This window comes from Nonomuraea cavernae (genome assembly GCF_040655715.1).
GTDB classification, from domain to species: domain Bacteria; phylum Actinomycetota; class Actinomycetes; order Streptosporangiales; family Streptosporangiaceae; genus Nonomuraea; species Nonomuraea cavernae_A.
In genome coordinates this window covers 94,004-110,690 of sequence record NZ_JBFAKL010000013.1, presented here as the reverse complement: position 1 = coordinate 110,690, position 16,687 = coordinate 94,004, and the positions used below count along the sequence as shown (strand labels likewise).

Genomic DNA, 16,687 nt, shown 5'->3' with positions numbered 1-16,687 from the left:
GTTCTGACTCACTTGTATCCCGCCGACCTTGTTGTTAATCAGCTCACGACCCCGCTTTCCCACGCCCACGCTGCTATTCCCACCCGATTGCGGACACCGAGTTTAGCCATGATGCTCCCGAGGTGCGTCTTCACGGTCGACAGCGACACGAACAGCTCGCCGGCCACCTCCTGGTTGGTGCGTCCTCTGGCCACCAGCCGCACGACGTCGAGCTCCCGTTCGGTCAGCGAGGAGTCCGGCGAGACGGCGCTCCGCCTGGGCTGGACCAGGTGCCGCAGCAGCCGCACGGTCACCGACGGCGACACCAGTGCCTCGCCGTCGGCGGCGGCCTTGACCGCCTCGATCAGCAGCGTGGGCCCGCTGTCCTTGAGCAGGAACCCGGTGGCGCCCGACCGGAGCGCGCCGTAGACGTACTCGTCGAGGTCGAAGGTGGTGACGATGACCACCCGCAACGGGTTCTCCACTCCCGGGCCGGCCAGCAGCCGGGTCACCTCCAGCCCGTCGAGCTTCGGCATCCGGATGTCGAGCAGGCACACGTCCGGCCGGAGCCGCCTGGCCTCGGCGACCGCTTCGGCCCCGTCGGCGACGGCGGCCACGACCCGCATGTCCGGCTGGGCGTCCAAGATCATCTGGAAGCCGGTGCGCACCAGCTCCTGGTCATCGGCGATGAGCACACTGATAGTCACGGCCCACACTCTAGGTTCGCCCGTCCAGGATCGGCCGTTCGGCCGAGGCGGACCGGACGCACGGCCGATCCGCCGCCCCGGCCGCCGGCGAGACCCTTTCGGCATGAACGACGTGCTGGTTGGACGGAACCTGACCAAACGCTTTGGGCAGACAGTTCACCTCCTCCGGGACTGAATGATCAGCTTCGCCGCCTGTGGAGAGAGAGGCCATTACTTCGTAGCGGAGCCCCTGGCCGAGGCTTGATTTAGCCTCGGACGGCTTCTCTCAAGCGCACGGATACGCCCGATCGCTGTACAGGCGCCCGAGCGTTTTTCGGCTGGCGCACTGTCTACATAGACGGCGAGTCGAACTCGCCTGCCTTCGCCCCCCCGATGAACGCGCCCCACTCGGATGCGCTGAACCGAAGGTGTGGCCCTTGAGGGTTCTTGCTGTCCCGCACGGCTACTCCACCATCGGGCAACGATGCGATCTCTACACAGTCGCCGCTGGCGTTGCTCAAGCGGGACTTGCGCCAAATGAGGGGCGGCGGGTCACCGTCGATGCTGGGGGTATCGTTCATGGCGCTTCCTTACCTAGCTTCGCGATGAAGCTCCGGCTCTGCCCCGGATTGAGAGCCTTTGCCGCTATATGGTCATAGACCAGGTTATACCTGTCTATATCAGCCGGTTCTTCAAGGTAGAGGCCACTGACTTCGTTCTCGATGTAGACGACATCGGGATCGGGTGGCGTGAAGCTCAGGATGACGAAGCCGCCGCCCATCCCAGCGTGCATAGCTGCGCCGAAGGGGAGGATCCGCAACGTCAGATGCGGAAGCTGGGACAGCTCGATCAGCCGCTTGAGCTGGGCTTGGGGACCTGTGCTGGCGGCTGCCGCCGCCCATCGCAGACTTGCCTCGTTGAGGACAAAGGAGAGCTTGCGGGTCTCGTCGTGAAGCATCCGCTCTTGCCGGGCCATCCTGAACGCGATCTTTCGATCTATCTCGGCCGCGCTGTAGCTGGTTGGCTGGGTCGCGAGGTATGCCCGGTAGTAGTCGGCGGTTTGGAGCAGGCCGGGAATCAATTCCACGTCGTACGATCGGCGTCCTTCTGCCTCGACTTCCAGCCCGATGAGGACCTGGAGCCACTCCGGAAGGACGTCTCCGTAGGTCTGCCACCAACCTTTCTGCCGGGATTGGCGGGCGAGCGTGAGTAGTTCCTCTACTTCGGTGCTGTCAACGCCGTAGATCTCCAGGAGTAGCCGGAGATCGGACGCTTTGATGCCTCGACGGCCGCTCTCTATGCGACTGATCGATGACTGTGACACCTCCAGTCGCTCGGCAACCTGCTCAGCGGTGAGAGTGGATTCCTTGCGTAGACGCTTCAACTCGGCCGCCAACCGGCGTCGCCTCACGGTGGGGCTGCTTCCACCTTCACCTGTCATTGGTCCACCTCAAGTGCACAGACGTCGGCCTCAAGCTCGCGAACCCTATGAGAGTCGCGTACCGGCGAGCAACAAGCAAACGGCTTCATCCAGAGTGGATATTGCCATTTGGATGAAGCAAGATGCATCATTGCCCTAGCGCGTCGAAGATACCCCTCCAGGCTCCGAGCGCAGGCCGCTTCGCACTCGCCCCGGCAGAGAGGCACTTGAAGGCAAGCGGCTGGAAGAGGTCCCGAGAACCGGCCTCTTGCCCCGACAAGCCAAGGGAGGACCACGTTGCGCTACTTCGATCACGATGAGGAGCAGTTCATTCACTTAGTGCGATTGGCGTGGGATCTGGCGGAACTCGGGGTGGGGCTGGCGGTGCAGTGGCCGCGGCGGGAAGAGCCGTTCATCTCCGTTCCGCGGGCGCGCGGGGTGTTGCGGGTGCGGGCCGTGCTGAGGGGTGAGCACTGGGTCTTCACGTGGGGTCATAGTCGGGGTCGGTGCGTGGCCGCGTTCGAAGAGGACGCGGTTACGCGGGTCTGGGAGGAGACGCGGTGAGCGAGCGGTTTCTGAGCGAGATGGTCTTCCCGGGAGAGAGGTGGGTGGTGCCGGTGGCTCGTCGTTGCGTCGGGTCGATCCTGCTCGGGGCCGGTTACCCGGAAGACGTGGACAACGCACAGTTGATCGTTAGCGAGTTGGTCACAAACGCGCTCCAGCACACCGCTTCGGGGTGCGCTGGAGGTCTCGTCGCGGTGGATGTCCTCGGCGTCGGCGGACAGTTGGCACGTATCGAGGTGACCGATGACGGGGCGGACACCGTGCCTCGTCCGCGCCTGTCTGATGACCTGGACTCGCGCGGGCGGGGTCTGCGGCTGGTGGCGCGACTCTCGACCGCATGGGGTGTGCGCGCGTTGGGCGGTCGGCAACTCACGGTCTGGTCGGAGTTTCCTATGGTGATGCACGCCGCGCATCTGTGCGAGGCCACCAGTAACGCTCTGACGCGAGAGATCGAGGGGCGGGCTGGATGATCCGATGCACACAGTATCCGCCGCGCTGCGAATCGCCACACGTTCCCGACGTGGCGGAGTACGAACCGCTGACGTGGATGTCTCCGCGCGAGGGTGAGCTTGAAGCGCGGGTGCTGGGGTGGACCTGCGACTGTCAGCCGGTCGTGTGCGAGCTGGTCACGCTCGGCGGGGTGCGTTACATCCGCCGTATCCGGACTCTCAAGGGAAAGAAGGTGATACATGAGACAGATCGCTGGATAGACCGCGTCTCGAATGCCCTGTGGAATGCTCTGCTTTTTGGGCATGGGCGATAGTCGATGACTGGACATCGCGCGGTTGATGCTCCTTTGGGAGAGGGTGAGCGCCCGCGTTGCCACCCATTCCATCCTTCGTTCAATTAGCCAACCGGCCAGGAGATGAGTCCATAACGAGATGGTATCGCTGCGAAGTGACCGAAGGGGATCCGGCTCGAATTACTAAGCATCCGTAAAGGTCATCCTTGGGGTATGCGGCAAAAAAGATGCTGCATATGCCGGGCAGTATTGACGTGCGCTTGAATATCGAATGCGACCCAAGAGATGTCACCTCAAGGAAAGAAGCGAATGCCAGCGGTATCGGCGTTGGAACGCTAAGGTTTGTTGACGCACCGGAAGGCGCCGATCAAGGTGTAAGCGAACGGAAAATCGCGTGTATGTACATGCGAAAAAATCGTCCGATGGAGGTAGTGAATGAGCACGTGCGAAGGTCTTCGTGTGCCCTGGGGTTTGGGGCGGATGACGGTAAGCGGTCTCGCAGAAGAGCCATGGTACGAGAGCGTATGCCTCGATCCCGCAACCCAAATCACTCGGTTCTACAACGCGGACGGGGAAGTCCTCCCGATTCAGATGGGTCAGACCGTCACCATGTCCAAGGGGGGCGGTGGGGATGGCTCGTCTGGGTCTCCTGAGGTCGCCGACGACTCCCAGAACGACAACTGATCGAGCAGGGGGATGGGTAACTCGCCCAGCGTGGTCTTGGTGGTCACATCGGCGCAAGACGTCACCGCGAACCTGGTCATCGACGCGTTGAACGAGCGGCAGGTGTGTGTCGTGCGTGTTGATCCGGCCAGCGTCGGCGTTGGTCTGATGTTCGGCGCATATTTGATCGACGGGCAGGCGGAATGGACGGGCCGTCTTCAGACGCCGAGCCGGGACGTCGCCTTGGGCGAGATCGGGGCGGTGTACTTTCGCCGCCCCACCCCGTACCTCGCCCGCTTTTCCCATCTGCCCCAGCAGGCGCGTGACTTCGCCGCTACCGAGGCTCGATACGGGCTCGGCGGCGTTTTGAATAGCCTCCTCAAGGCAACATATGTCAATCATCCCATCTCCGTCACTCGTGCGGATTACAAGCCTGCTCAGCTCCAAATGGCCGTCCAGCACGGCCTTTCCGTTCCAGCCACCCTGATTACAAATGATCCGGAAAGGGCGCGGAAGTTCGCGGCGAAACATGGACCTGTCATCTACAAGTCGTTCCGAGGCGCACCACGTCCAGCGGACGGGAATACGGCTGCCATATGGACGCAGCGCATCAAAGAAGAAGACCTTGATGAGTCGGTCACCGTGACCGCCCATATGTTTCAGCGGGAGGTGAACAAGACAGCGGATGCTAGGGTGACCGTGGTCGGACGATCTGTATTCGCAAGCAGGATCACCACACCTGATGGGGCTCTCGACTGGCGGCGCGGGAATTGGGATGAACTGATTCACGAGCCCATCGCTGTTCCCGACGCGGTCGCGAGGGCGTTGCACGCCTACCTCAACAGCTTCGGGTTGGCGTTCGGATGTTTCGATTTCGCCCTGGAGCCCGACCCGAATGATCATACAGCGGGGGCGTGGACGTTCATCGAGTGCAACCCCAACGGGCAGTGGGGCTGGTTGCCTGATTCCGACGCGATAGCGCGTGCATTCGCCGACGTGCTCACGGAAGGATGGCGGTAATGACTGACACGGCCACGGAACTACGGCTCGCCCTGGCCGACCGCCTAGGGTCTACAGGTTGGCGCGAGGCACTGACGAAGGTCCCCCGCGAACTGTTCCTCGGCGAGGCGGTGTATCGAGCCGATGGGGTTCCTGCTGATCGGTGGGTTCCCATCCGGCGATCGGAGATGAGCCGGGAGGACTGGCTGAGCCTGGCCTACACCGACCAGACATGGGTCACACAGGTCGGTGGAGTCCTCGCGGACGACGCGCCCGGTGTCGTGATCGGGTCGCCTAGCTCTTCCTCCACGCTTCCGAGCCTGGTCGTGCTGATGCTGGAAGCGGCTCGCATCAGTGAAGGTAGCAACGTGCTAGAGATCGGCACTGGCACCGGGTACTCGACGGCGCTGATGTGCGCCCGGCTCGGAGAGGGGGCGGTGACCTCGGTCGAATACGATCCCGAGGTTGCGGCCAGGGCTGAGAAGGCGATCTCTGCTGCCGGATACGCTCCCACGTGTGTGGTGGGAGACGGGCTGAACGGCTATGCCGCGAACGCTGCGTACGACAAGGTGATCTCTACCTGCTCGGTGCGGGTCATTCCGCTGCCGTGGTTGTGGCAGGCTCGCAGCGGTGGGACCATCACCACCCCGATGTGGGGCTGGATGGGCGGGGTCGCCTTCGCGCATCTCACCGTGGCCGATGGCGCTACGGCCAGCGGCCGGTTCCTGAAGGAGGATCTGTCCTTCATGACCGCCCGCGCTCATCTGGCACCGCCACGCCCGCCGATCGTCACGGGCATTGGTCAGGCCCGCCCGTCAAGAATTGATCCGGCGATTCTCCGGAACGATACCGCCCTGTGGGTCGCCCAGCTCGCCGCGCCTCAGGCGCAGTGTTCTTGGGGCGAGGACACCACGATTTTGATCGATGTCAGCACGGGATCACGGGCCGACACCAGGCCGGACCCCGCAGGCGGCTGGACGGTACACCAACACGGCCCAGTGCGGCTCTGGGATGCGGTGGAGGAGGCGATTCTGACGTGGCAGGGTGCGGGCAGCCCCCATCAGTCGGGCTTTGGTCTCACCATCAGCACGGATAGTCAGCGCGTATGGCTGGGGGAACCTGGTGGGCCGGGCTGGCACCTTCCCGCATGACATCCCGCTCGGGCTGGAGCCGACGCTTAGTGGTCGCCTCCTCATGAGGCGGCGTGAATTGGTCATCCCAGTTCCTGAGGTCCTGGAGACCGATGGTGCTGGAAGCCGGTGCGCACCAGCTCCTGGTCGTCGGCGATGAGCACGCTGATAGTCACGGCCCACACTCTAGGTTCGCCCGTCCAGGATCGGCCGTTCGGCCGAGGCGGACCGGACGCACGGCCGATCCGCCGCCCCGGCCGCCGGCGAGACCCTTTCGGCATGAACGACGTGCTGGTTGGACGGAACCTGACCAAACGCTTTGGGCAGACGATCGCCCTGGACGGCGTGGACCTCGCGGTGCGGACCGCCGAGGCGGTGGCGATCATGGGGCCGAGCGGCTCCGGCAAGTCCACCCTGCTGCACTGCCTGGCGGGCATCATGCGGCCGGACGAGGGCGAGGTGCACCTGCTGGGGCAGCGCATCGACGCGATGGGGGAGCGGAAGCGCAGCGCGCTGCGGCGTACCCGGTTCGGCTTCGTCTTCCAGTTCGGGCAGCTCCTGCCGGAGTTGCCGGCGGAGGAGAACGTGGCCCTGCCGCTCATGCTGGGCGGCGTGTCCCGGCAGCAGGCGGTCCGGCAGGCGCGCGAGTGGTTCGCGCCGCTCGGCCTGCAGGGCATGGAGGCGCGGCGGCCGGGCGAGCTGTCCGGCGGGCAGGCGCAGCGGGTGGCCATCGCGAGGGCGCTGGTGGCCAGGCCGGCGGTGGTGTTCGCCGACGAGCCGACCGGGGCCCTCGACCAGCGGACCGGGCAGGACACGATGCGGCTGCTGGTGGAGGCGACCCGGCACAACGACGCCTCGCTGATCGTCGTCACCCACGACCCGAACGTGGCCGCCTGGTGCGACCGCACCGTCGAGGTCCGCGACGGCCACCTGGTGACGATGAGTGGAGCGACGGCGTGAACCTGGACCTGACGTGGCGGCTGCTCAAGGGCGGCGGCCGTAAGGGGCTGCTGGGCGCCTGGCTGACGCTGGGGGCCGTCGCCGTGTCCACGGCGCTGCTGCTGTTCGCCGTGGCCGCGAACCTGGCCTTCGACGCCCGCGCCGAGCGCGGCGCCTGGCGCAACCCGGTGCCGGCCGCCGAAGACACGGTCGCCGTCGAGGCGTCCCGCTTCGACTACGTACGCGACCAGGTGATCACCGTCGTGGACCTCGCCGCGCTCCGGCCCGACGCCGCTTCGCCGCCCGGCCTGCCGCGCTTCCCGAAGCCGGGGGAGACGTGGCTGTCGCCCGCGCTCGCGGAGCTGGCTCGTGAGCTGCCTCCCGCCGAGCTGGGCGACCGTTACCCGCGCCGGGCGGGCGTCCTGGGGGACGAGGCCCTGGTGTATCCGGGAGAGCTGGTCGCGGTCGTCGGCCACGCGCCGGACGCGCCGGCGATGACCGCGGAGCGCAGTGACGACTGGATCGTGGGCAAGCCGCCGGTCAGGGTCGCGAGCCTGGCGGGGACGCCGAGCGAGGACGCGGAGGCGTACAAGGTGCTCGCGGTCATCGCGAGCGTGCTCATGGTGGTGCCGCTGCTGGTGTTCGGGGGCGCGGCGGCCCGGCTCACGGTGGCCAGGCGGGACCGGCGGCTGGCCGCGCTCCGGCTGGTCGGCGCGACGCCGGGGCAGGTCGTGCGGATGACGGTGGCCGAGGCGGTGCTCGTGGCGCTGGCCGGGGCGCTGACGGGGGCGGTGGCGTTCGCGCTGGCCGTACCGTATCTGACGCGGATCGAGATCCAGGGGGGCGCCTGGTTCGCAGGGGACCTGTTCCCCGGCCTGGCGGTGCTGGCCGGGGTGCTGGTGGCGGTGCCGCTGCTGGTGGGGCTGTCGGCGGTGGCGGGGCTGCGGCGGGTCGTAGTGAGCCCGCTCGGCGTGGCCAGGCGGGAGACGCCGCCCGGCATGCGCTTCGTCCGGGTGCTCGCGCTGCTCGTGGTGCTGGCCGCGTTCCCGATGCTGACCCAGGGGACCAGCGTGGCGATCGTGGCCGTGGCGCTGGGGCTCGCGTTCCTGTGCCTGAACCTGGCCGGGCCGTGGGTGGTGGGCCTCATCGGCCGGATCACGGCGGGTACGGCCCGCGGCCCCGCCCGGCTGCTGGCCGGGCGCAGGCTGGTGGACGATCCGCGTTCGGCCTGGCGGACGGTGAGCGGCGTGGCGCTGACCGGGTTCGTGGCGGGCTTCCTCGGCCTGCTCAGCCCTGGCGCGTTCGCGGGGGACGACGGGCCGCTTCAGCTGCGCCTCCTCGCTCCCGCCGGGCAGGCCGAGCAGGTGGCGGGGCAGGCCCGCGAGCGGCTGGCGGCGGCGAAGGTGCCCGCCGTGGTCACGGTCGTCAAGCGGACCGTCGTCGCCGCGCCGTCGGGCCCGCTCGACATTGCGGCCATGGACCGGGCGCGTACGGCGCTCGCCGGGCTCGTCCCAGGCCGCACCCCGACGACCGAGGCCGACGAGCGGGGCTTCGGCGATCAGCTGCTGGCCGACGTGCGGGTGGGGACGATCGTGGTGCTGTCGGTGTCGTTCCTGGTGGCCATCGCCAGCGCGGGCATCACGGCCGCCTCGTCGGTCCTCGACCGGCGGCAGACGTACGGGCTGCTGCGGCTGGCCGGGACGCCGCTGGAGGTGCTGGACCGGGCCAGGCGGGCCGAGACGCTGATCCCGCTGGGGGTGATGGGCGGCGGCGCGATCCTGGTGGGGGCGTTCTGCGCGACGCCGTTCATGATCGGCGGGGTCAGCGTGGCCGGGGTCGTCACGCTGGTGGTCTGTGTGGTGCTCGGGTTCGCCGGGGTGATCGGGGCGGGGGCGCTGAGCCGGCCGCTGCTGAGGTCGGTCACGGCCGACCCCGCGCCCCGTCCGGACTGAACCAGTTAGCCGAGGACCAGACTGAACCAGTTAGCCGAGGACCAGACTGAACGAGCTAGCCGAGGACCAGGTCGCGCACGGTGCGCAGGGAGTCCTCGTCGCGCGGGCCCATGACGAGCAGGGACGTGACGGGGGACTTGCGCCAGAGCTCCAGGCGTTCCTTGATCCGGCCGGGCGGGCCGACGAGCGAGATGCCGTCGGCCAGCTCGTCAGGGATCGCCCGGAACGCCTCGTCCTTACGGCCCGACAGGTAGAGGGCCTGGATGTGCTCGGCAGCCTCGGCGTAGCCCATCCGGCCGATGATGTCGGCGTGGAAGTTGCGCTGCCGGGCTCCCATGCCGCCGATGTACAGGGTGAGCATCATCTTGACGCCGTCCAGCGCGGCCTGGACGTCGTTGGAGATGATCACCATGACCATGGCGGCGATGTCGAAGTCCGGGTCCCGGCCCGCGAGCGACTCGCCGTACATCTCCTCGATCTTGGTGGGGAAGGCGAACAGCGGGAGCCAGCCCTGAGCGATCTCGGCGGCCAGGGCGACGTTCTTCGGGCCCTCCGCGCCGAGGTAGACGGGGATCTCGGCGCGGAGCGGATGGGTGATGAGCTTGAGCGGTTTGCCCAGGCCGTCGGGGAGGGGCAGCGGGTAGTGCGGGCCGTCGCTGGTCACCGGCTCCTCGCGGCGCCACACCCTGCGCATGATCTCGACGTACTCGCGGGTCCTGGCCAGGGGTCTGGCGAACGGCTGGCCGTACCAGCCCTCGACGACCTGGGGCCCCGAGGCGCCGACGCCGAGCAGCAGCCGCCCGCCCGTGAGATGGTCGAGCGTCATCGCGGTCATCGCCGTCGTGACCGGCGGCCGGGCCGAGATCTGCGCGATCGAGGTGCCGAGTTTGATGCGTGACGTGCGCGCCCCGTACCAGGCAAGGGGTGTGAAGACGTCGCTGCCGTAGGCCTCGGCGGTCCACACCGAGTCGTAGCCGAGCCGTTCGGCCGCCAGCACGGTCTCCGTCGCGTCGTCGGCGTTGCGCTGCCAGTAGCCGAGGTTCAAACCGAGCTTCATGACACCTCCCGAATTAAGTTCTATACGGTCATGAGAAGCTCATGGTGTCAATGCGCCGCTATCGGGGACGTGAAGTCTGTGGTCAAAGGTCTCTGCCGTCTCGTGTGCATCCTGCTGCTCATCGTCATCGCAGCCGGGCCCACGGTGGCCGCCGGAGAGGCGCGCAAGTCCCCGCCCAACATCGTCTTCGTGCTCGCCGACGACCTCGAATCCGGGACACTGCCCTACTTCCCGAACATCACCCAGCAGTTGGTGAGGCAGGGGGCCTCGTTCGACCGGTTCTTCGTGACCAACTCGTGGTGCTGCCCCTCGCGGGCGTCCATCCTGCGTTCCCAGTACGTCCACAGCCACGGAGTGCTCACCAACACCGCGCCCGAGGGCGGCTTCGACCGCTTCAACAACCTGGCCCTGGAACGTTCCACGATCGGCACCTGGATGCAGCAGGCCGGCTATCGCACCGGGCTGATGGGCAAGTTCCTCAACCACTACCCGGGCGAGACCGCCGAGGAGACGTACGTGCCGTCCGGCTGGAACGAGTGGGCCGTGCCGGTGCGCAACCTCTACACCGAGTACGGCTACCGTCTCAACGAGAACGGCGGCCTGGTCGACTACGGCTGGTCGGAGGGCGACTACCTGTCCGACGTGCTCGCTCGCAAGGCCGGCGACTTCATCGCGGCCGGCTCGGAGCCGTTCTTCCTCTATCTCGCGCCGACCGGCCCGCACAATCCGGCCAACCCGGCGGTGCGCCACGCCGACGCGTTCTCCGACGTCGTCGCGCCGCGCACCCCGTCGTTCAACCAGGCCGACGTGAGCGGCGAGCCCGCCTGGCTGCAGGCCCGGCCACCCCTGACCGAGCAGGCCATCGAGCGGATCGACGAGCGCTACCGCAGCAGGTTGCGCTCCATGCTCGGCGTCGACGACCTTGTGGGGTCGGTCATGGAGAAGCTGCGCGAGACAGGCAAGCTCGACAACACCTACATCTTCTTCAGCTCCGACAACGGCTTCCATCTCGGCACTCATCGCCTCAAGCAGGGCAAGACCACCCCGTTCGAGGAGGCCATCAGGGTGCCGCTCGTGGTGCGTGGGCCCGGCGTGGCGCCGGGGTCAGTGATCCGCGAGATGACGGCGACGGTCGACCTGGCGCCCACGTTCGCCGCGCTCGGCGGGGCCTCGACGCCGCCCTTCGTCGAGGGGCGCTCGCTGGAGCCGCTGCTGCGGGGGCAGCGCCCGGTCCCGTGGCGCAAGAACGCGCTGATCGAGTTCGTCAGGCCGCTCAACCAGGCGTCGGCCGCCCAGACGCCCGTGCCGCCCTACACCGCGCTGCGCACCGAGCAGTACACCTACGTCAAGTACGACACCGGAGAGCTCCAGCTCTACGACGTGGTCACCGACCCCTACCAACTGCACAACCTGGCCCGGATCGCCGACCCCGAGCTGATGCGGGGGCTGGACCAGCGGTTGCAGGCCATGGCCGCCTGCTCCGGGGCCGGTTGCCGGGAGGCCGACTCCCTCTGACGCGCCCGGCGCCGCCGGCGCCGGCGATCTGCGTGCGGCAGTGCGCCTGGAGCTCCTCTCACGGTCGGTGTAGCGGTAGTTGATCGTGATCGGCACCGCCCGGATCTTCAGGCAGGCGAGGAGTGATTCGACGAACTCGGTCCCGTTGAGCAGGTGGATGCCCACATGCTGGTGCGGCTCGCCCCCCGCCGACCTCAGATGATGAGCCAGGGCGTTGGCCCGTTCGTCCAGCTCTGAGAAACTCAGCCGCTGGTCACCACAGACCAGGGCCGCCCGTCGCGGGATCGCGGAGGCCACGGCTTCGAACAGGTTCGCCAGGTTCAACGTCATAGCCGGAGGCAAGGATCGGTCGCGTCGCGAAGTCGGCGCGGTCCCACTGGGGGGTCAACGTCTCAATCGCTGGACCTGGAGACGGGCACGGGCTCGCAGCCATGCTGGACCGACTCACGCGGGACGCCGGGACCCGGGCGCTTCTCTGCGCCACTTGCCGTCGTTCTCTAGATTCAGCAGCCCACCCACATACACCTCCTGATAGGCGGCGTAGTCGGTGGCCGGAGTGCCGTACTCGTCCGGCCTGGTCCGGAGAGCGCTGACCTTGAACGGCTTGCCGTGATCGTCGATGGCCTGCCTGACCAGGGTCCCGTTATCGAGGATTTCCAGCGCCAGGGAGAATTCACAGTAGTGCTTCAGCGTTCTGGCGAGCACTTGAAAGGTGATCTCCTCGTCACGCTTGAGAGAGATGGTCTTCCGCTGGAAATAGTCGCCTCCCCATTGCGACTTGTTGACGATGGTTCTCGCTCGCGGACTGTTCTCGTCCAGATCGAACCCGAGTTGGACGCTTTCCTCGCTGCCGGCGGTCGGGCTTTCGAACAAGCTGCCCGCGAGAGGCGCACCGCAGCGCGGGACGACCTTCATGTCCACTATGCGCACCGGCCGATCCCGGGTGCCGTGCACGACGATTTTGATGTTCGTGTCGATGGGATGGACCGCGCCCTTCCGCCGGAGCCATTGGTGCTGTTCCTCGGAATAGCTGGACATCTTGTTGAGCCGGCCCAGCTCGCTGTCCGAGAGGCGCATCGCGTGGGGGAAAATCCAGGTGGAAGCGCCGCCGGAGCGTTCCAGCCGGACGAGATCCACCCCCACCGGTGACACTTCTGCCGGTTTGGGGGGAGATGTAGAAGTGCGAGGCGTGGCTGCGGCGGTGGGGGGCGTCGACGGGGTGAAAGGCCGTTGTATCAGCCAGACGAGTACACCAACGAGCACCGGGGCAGCAATCGCACTTCCGGCCCATTTCGCACCAGGCCGATTCCACCAGTGTCTCGGCCGACTCGTACCCCGATTCCGTGGATATTTCGGACGTTTTGCCAATTGAATACCCTGCTCTTGGAAAGATGGCAGGCCCCATGTTGACACCATCCGCACCCGAAGGCAGCCCGGGCCGACGAAAAGGTGTTACCGCGTCCTGTTGGCCTCGATTCGTCACGGGCTGATCCAATGCCGTTCAGTTGACGATCAACACGCCGCCGGGTAGGCGCGGGCCAGGTGGTCCGTCACCGCCCGGGTCGCCTCCTCGGGATCGCCCTCGTGGACGGCTCGCAGGATGCGCCGGTGGTCGGCCTGGAGTCCCGACGTGTCGCCCAGGCGTTCCACGGCCTCCACCGCGTACCTGCTCATCGACTCGCGCAGTGAGCGCATGAAGGCGGCGATCAGCCGGTTGCCGGAGATCTCCGCGATCGCGCAGTGGAACGCGGTGTCGTGCTCCACGAACTCCTCGGCCGAGCCGGCCTCGTCCATCCCCTTCAGCGCCTCGGCCAGCGCGGACGTGCCGGCCCGTGCCCGTGCCGCCTGGGCGGCCGCCCAGCGTTCGATCATCAGCCGGGTGTCGATCACCTCGCGCAGCTCCAGCGTGGCCAGGCCGAGGTTCAGCCTGAGGACGTCGGTGAGCGCGCTGTCGGGGCGCGAGGTGAGCACGGCTCCGGCGTCCGGGCCGCGCCCGGCCTGCGACGACACCACGCCGAGCGTCTCCAGCACGCGCATCGCCTCGCGCACCGACGAGCGGCTCACCCCGAGCTGCTCGGCGAGCCGGCGTTCGGCGGGGAGCCGGTCACCGGCGGTCAGGCCGTCCTCGGCGATGCGGTGTTCGATCTGTGCGAGTACGTCCTCGAACGTGCGGGTTCGCTTGACAGGGCGCCAGCGGGTGTCGGTCAACGCTTCCCCCTGGTTCTTGGGTCGACGTGGTGGATTCGGTATGGTCTGACCATATTGTGGTCTGACCATACCTCGAAACCTTGGAAGGAGAGCGGTGCGAGTCGCCCTGTTCATCACGTGCGTGAACGACACGCTCTTCCCCGGCACCGGCAAGGCCGCCGTCTCGCTGCTGCGCAGGCTCGGCTGCGACGTGGAGTTCCCCGCCGCCCAGACCTGCTGCGGCCAGATGCACGTCAACACCGGCTACCGCGAGGAGGGGGTACGGCTCGCGCGCCACTTCACCGAGGTGTTCGCCGGGTACGACGCCGTCGTCGCGCCGTCGGGATCGTGCGCCGCCATGATCCGGGAGCAGTACCCCAAGCTGGTACGGCCCGGCAGCAGGGGGGCCGCGGCGATCGCCGAGGTGACGCCCAAGGTCTTCGAGCTGTCCGAGTTCCTGATCGATGTCCTCAAGGTCGACGACGTAGGCGCATATTTCCCGCACCGGGTGACATATCACCCGACGTGTCACTCTCTCCGCGGCCTCCGCCTCGCGGACCGGCCCACCAGGCTGCTCCGGAACGTCCGCGGCCTCGACCTCGTCCCGCTCCCGGCCGCCGACGAATGCTGCGGTTTCGGGGGCACGTTCGCGGTCAAGAACCCGGCTGTCTCCGCCGCGATGGGCGCCGACAAGGTGCGCAACGTCCTCGACACCGGCGCCGAGGTGCTCTGCGCGGCCGACAACTCGTGCCTCCTGCACATCGGCGGCACGCTCAGCCGGCAGCGGACCGGCGTCCGCGTCATGCACCTGGCCGAGATCCTCGCCGCGACCGAAACGGCCAAGGAGGGCACATTCGCATGAGCGCCACGTTCCTCGGCATGCCCGGAAATTTCCCGCAAAACTCGGCGCTGGCCGTACAGGACTCGCAGCTCCGCTACAACCTCCGCAGAGCCACCCACACCATCCGCGGCAAGCGGGCCTCGGTCGTTGGCGAGCTCCCGGACTGGGAGGAACTGCGGGCCGCCGGCAAGGCGATCAAGGACGAGACCCTGCGCCACCTCGACCGCTACCTGATCCAGTTGGAGGAGGCCGTCACCCGGGCCGGTGGCACCGTCCACTGGGCCAGGGACGCCGCCGAGGCCAACCGCATCGTCGCGGGCCTGGTCCAGGCCACCGGCGAGACCGAGGTGGTCAAGGTCAAGTCGATGGCCACCCAGGAGATCGGGCTCAACGAGGCGCTGGCCGAGCAGGGCATCACCGCCTACGAGACCGACCTGGCCGAGCTGATCGTGCAACTCGGCGACGACTTCCCGAGCCACATCCTGGTGCCCGCCATCCACCGGAACCGGGCGGAGATCCGCGAGATCTTCCTCGACCGGATGGGCGACGCCCCGCCGGACCTCACCGACGAGCCCGCCGCGCTGGCCGAGGCCGCCCGGCTGCACCTGCGCGAACGCTTCCTGCGGAGCAAGGTGGCGATCTCGGGCGCCAACTTCATGGTCGCCGAGACCGGCACGCTGGTGGTGCTCGAATCCGAGGGCAACGGCCGCATGTGCCTCACCCTGCCCGAGACCCTGATCAGCGTCGTCGGCATCGAGAAGCTGCTGCCCGCCTGGCGCGACCTGGAGGTCTTCCTCCAACTGCTGCCCAGGAGTTCCACCGGCGAGCGGATGAACCCCTACACCAGCACGTGGACCGGCTCCGTCGAGGGCCAGGACTTCCACCTGGTGCTCCTCGACAACGGCCGCACCGAGGTGCTGGCCGACGAGGTGGGCCGCCAGGCGCTGCGCTGCATCCGCTGCTCGGCCTGCCTGAACGTCTGCCCGGTCTACGAACGCGCCGGCGGCCACGCGTACGGGTCGGTCTATCCGGGCCCGATCGGCGCGATCCTGACCCCGCAGCTCAGGGGCATGTCGTCGGCCCTGGACGCCTCGCTGCCGTACGCGTCGAGCCTGTGCGGCGCCTGCTTCGAGGTCTGCCCGGTCGCCATCGACATCCCCGAGGTGCTCGTCGACCTGCGCGCCAAGGCACCGCACGGGCCGGCCGAGCGCGCGGGCATGCGCGTGGCGGGCTGGATCTTCAACGACCACGTACGCCTGGCCAAGGCGCAACGCCTGGCCGGCCGCCTCCGCAAGCTGGTGCCCAGACGCCTGCCGGGCCCGGCGTCGGCGTGGACCGACACGAGAGACCTGCCCGAGATCCCGGCCGAATCCTTCAGAGACTGGTGGGAACGCGATGAGCGCGCGTGAGGAGATTCTGGCCCGGATCAGGCGGGCCGTCGACGGTGCCCCGGAGGTGGAGATCCCCCGGGCCTACCGGACCACGGGCGAAGTCGCCGACCTGGTGGGGCTGTTCGCCGAGCGGGTGGGCGACTATCGGGCGATCGTGCACGTGATCCCGGCGGCCGGGGTGCCCGCCAGGATCGCCGGGCTCGTGGGCGACCGGCGCATGATCGTCCCTGACGGGCTGCCCCCGGAGTGGGCCGCCGGCGTCCCGGCCGGCCTGCACGACGCCGACGGGGTGGTCACCGGCTGCGCGGTGGCGATCGCCGAGACGGGCACGATCGTCCTCGACTCCGGGCCCGGGCAGGGGAGCAGGGCGCAGACGCTGGTGCCCGACTACCACCTGTGCGTGGTGCGGGCCGGCCAGATCGTGGCGGGGGTGCCCGAGGCGGTCGCCAGGCTCGACCCGGCCCGGCCGCTGACCTGGATCAGCGGCCCCTCGGCGACCAGCGACATCGAGCTGAACCGCGTCGAGGGCGTCCACGGCCCCAGAACACTCGAAGTGATCATCAGTACCTGATCACCGCGCCAGGTCGGTGACCTCAGTACCCGATCACGGTCGCCAGGTCGG

General features: G+C 67.8%; 17 protein-coding genes and 1 pseudogene. 11 read left to right on the top strand and 7 right to left on the bottom strand.

Annotated features, from left to right (window positions below; translation table 11 throughout):
* Positions 1-38: 38 nt before the first annotated feature.
* The 3 genes from AB0I38_RS20645 to AB0I38_RS20635 all read right to left on the bottom strand — a co-directional run bounded on the left by AB0I38_RS20645 (position 39) and on the right by AB0I38_RS20635 (position 2,061).
* Positions 39-686: a response regulator transcription factor gene (locus AB0I38_RS20645; protein ID WP_358470094.1), complete on the bottom strand. Its 648-nt coding sequence runs from the start codon at positions 684-686 to the stop codon at positions 39-41.
* A gap of 329 nt (positions 687-1,015) precedes the next feature.
* A complete protein-coding gene (locus AB0I38_RS20640) occupies positions 1,016-1,246 on the bottom strand; it encodes a DUF397 domain-containing protein (protein WP_358470091.1) in 231 nt (76 codons plus the stop codon).
* Positions 1,243-2,061: a helix-turn-helix domain-containing protein gene (locus AB0I38_RS20635; protein ID WP_358470088.1), complete on the bottom strand. Its 819-nt coding sequence runs from the start codon at positions 2,059-2,061 to the stop codon at positions 1,243-1,245. Before AB0I38_RS20635 ends, AB0I38_RS20640 begins: the two co-directional genes overlap by 4 nt.
* Positions 2,062-2,382: 321 nt before the next feature.
* Between AB0I38_RS20635 and AB0I38_RS20630 the strand changes: the two genes are divergently transcribed.
* The 7 genes from AB0I38_RS20630 to AB0I38_RS20600 all read left to right on the top strand — a co-directional run bounded on the left by AB0I38_RS20630 (position 2,383) and on the right by AB0I38_RS20600 (position 9,074).
* Positions 2,383-2,649, top strand: coding sequence for a hypothetical protein (locus AB0I38_RS20630; protein ID WP_358470085.1), 267 nt, complete (start codon positions 2,383-2,385; stop codon positions 2,647-2,649).
* On the top strand, positions 2,646-3,119 hold the full coding sequence (locus AB0I38_RS20625; RefSeq protein WP_358470082.1) for an ATP-binding protein: 474 nt from the start codon (positions 2,646-2,648) through the stop codon (positions 3,117-3,119). The genes AB0I38_RS20630 and AB0I38_RS20625 overlap by 4 nt, the downstream gene beginning before the upstream one ends.
* A gap of 707 nt (positions 3,120-3,826) precedes the next feature.
* The gene (tgmA, locus tag AB0I38_RS20620; protein WP_358470079.1) at positions 3,827-4,075 is read left to right on the top strand and encodes a putative ATP-grasp-modified RiPP; all 249 of its coding nucleotides are present in this window, start codon (positions 3,827-3,829) and stop codon (positions 4,073-4,075) included.
* Between the two features lie 30 nt (positions 4,076-4,105).
* Entirely contained in the window at positions 4,106-5,074 is a 969-nt protein-coding gene (tgmB, locus tag AB0I38_RS20615; protein WP_358470076.1) for an ATP-grasp ribosomal peptide maturase, read from the top strand.
* Positions 5,074-6,204 (top strand): ATP-grasp peptide maturase system methyltransferase, encoded by a 1,131-nt coding sequence (gene tgmC / locus AB0I38_RS20610; RefSeq protein WP_358470073.1) that lies wholly within the window; start codon positions 5,074-5,076, stop codon positions 6,202-6,204. The genes tgmB and tgmC overlap by 1 nt, the downstream gene beginning before the upstream one ends.
* Before the next feature lie 258 nt (positions 6,205-6,462).
* Positions 6,463-7,143 carry an ABC transporter ATP-binding protein gene (locus AB0I38_RS20605; protein ID WP_358470070.1) on the top strand — a complete coding sequence of 227 codons (681 nt, stop codon included), beginning with the start codon at positions 6,463-6,465 and terminating at the stop codon, positions 7,141-7,143.
* Complete coding sequence (locus AB0I38_RS20600; RefSeq protein WP_358470067.1) at positions 7,140-9,074, top strand: ABC transporter permease; 1,935 nt, start codon at positions 7,140-7,142, stop codon at positions 9,072-9,074. The genes AB0I38_RS20605 and AB0I38_RS20600 overlap by 4 nt, the downstream gene beginning before the upstream one ends.
* 55 nt (positions 9,075-9,129) lie before the next feature.
* Here AB0I38_RS20600 and AB0I38_RS20595 read toward each other — a convergent pair whose 3' ends face one another.
* On the bottom strand, positions 9,130-10,131 hold the full coding sequence (locus AB0I38_RS20595; RefSeq protein WP_358470064.1) for an LLM class F420-dependent oxidoreductase: 1,002 nt from the start codon (positions 10,129-10,131) through the stop codon (positions 9,130-9,132).
* Positions 10,132-10,200: 69 nt separating this feature from the next.
* On the opposite strand from AB0I38_RS20595, the gene AB0I38_RS20590 reads away from it, so the two are divergent.
* Complete coding sequence (locus tag AB0I38_RS20590) at positions 10,201-11,646, top strand: sulfatase family protein (RefSeq protein WP_358470061.1); 1,446 nt, start codon at positions 10,201-10,203, stop codon at positions 11,644-11,646.
* Between the two features lie 63 nt (positions 11,647-11,709).
* Here the strand turns inward: AB0I38_RS20590 and AB0I38_RS20585 are convergent.
* From AB0I38_RS20585 to AB0I38_RS20575, 3 genes and pseudogenes are all read right to left on the bottom strand, one after another.
* Positions 11,710-11,976: pseudogene (locus tag AB0I38_RS20585) on the bottom strand (AMP-binding protein); the annotation flags it as partial.
* Positions 11,977-12,090: 114 nt separating this feature from the next.
* On the bottom strand, positions 12,091-12,789 hold the full coding sequence (locus tag AB0I38_RS20580; protein ID WP_358470058.1) for a hypothetical protein: 699 nt from the start codon (positions 12,787-12,789) through the stop codon (positions 12,091-12,093).
* A 369-nt stretch (positions 12,790-13,158) separates the two neighbouring features.
* Complete coding sequence (locus AB0I38_RS20575; RefSeq protein ID WP_358470055.1) at positions 13,159-13,854, bottom strand: FadR/GntR family transcriptional regulator; 696 nt, start codon at positions 13,852-13,854, stop codon at positions 13,159-13,161.
* A gap of 94 nt (positions 13,855-13,948) precedes the next feature.
* Here AB0I38_RS20575 and AB0I38_RS20570 point away from each other — a divergent pair, with 94 nt between their 5' ends.
* The 3 genes from AB0I38_RS20570 to AB0I38_RS20560 are packed head-to-tail and all read left to right on the top strand — an operon-like array spanning position 13,949 to position 16,636.
* A complete protein-coding gene (locus AB0I38_RS20570; protein ID WP_358470052.1) occupies positions 13,949-14,695 on the top strand; it encodes a (Fe-S)-binding protein in 747 nt (248 codons plus the stop codon).
* Positions 14,692-16,083 carry a lactate utilization protein B gene (locus AB0I38_RS20565; RefSeq protein WP_358470049.1) on the top strand — a complete coding sequence of 464 codons (1,392 nt, stop codon included), beginning with the start codon at positions 14,692-14,694 and terminating at the stop codon, positions 16,081-16,083. The genes AB0I38_RS20570 and AB0I38_RS20565 overlap by 4 nt, the downstream gene beginning before the upstream one ends.
* Positions 16,070-16,636: a LutC/YkgG family protein gene (locus AB0I38_RS20560; RefSeq protein ID WP_358470046.1), complete on the top strand. Its 567-nt coding sequence runs from the start codon at positions 16,070-16,072 to the stop codon at positions 16,634-16,636. The genes AB0I38_RS20565 and AB0I38_RS20560 overlap by 14 nt, the downstream gene beginning before the upstream one ends.
* Positions 16,637-16,687 lie beyond the last annotated feature (51 nt).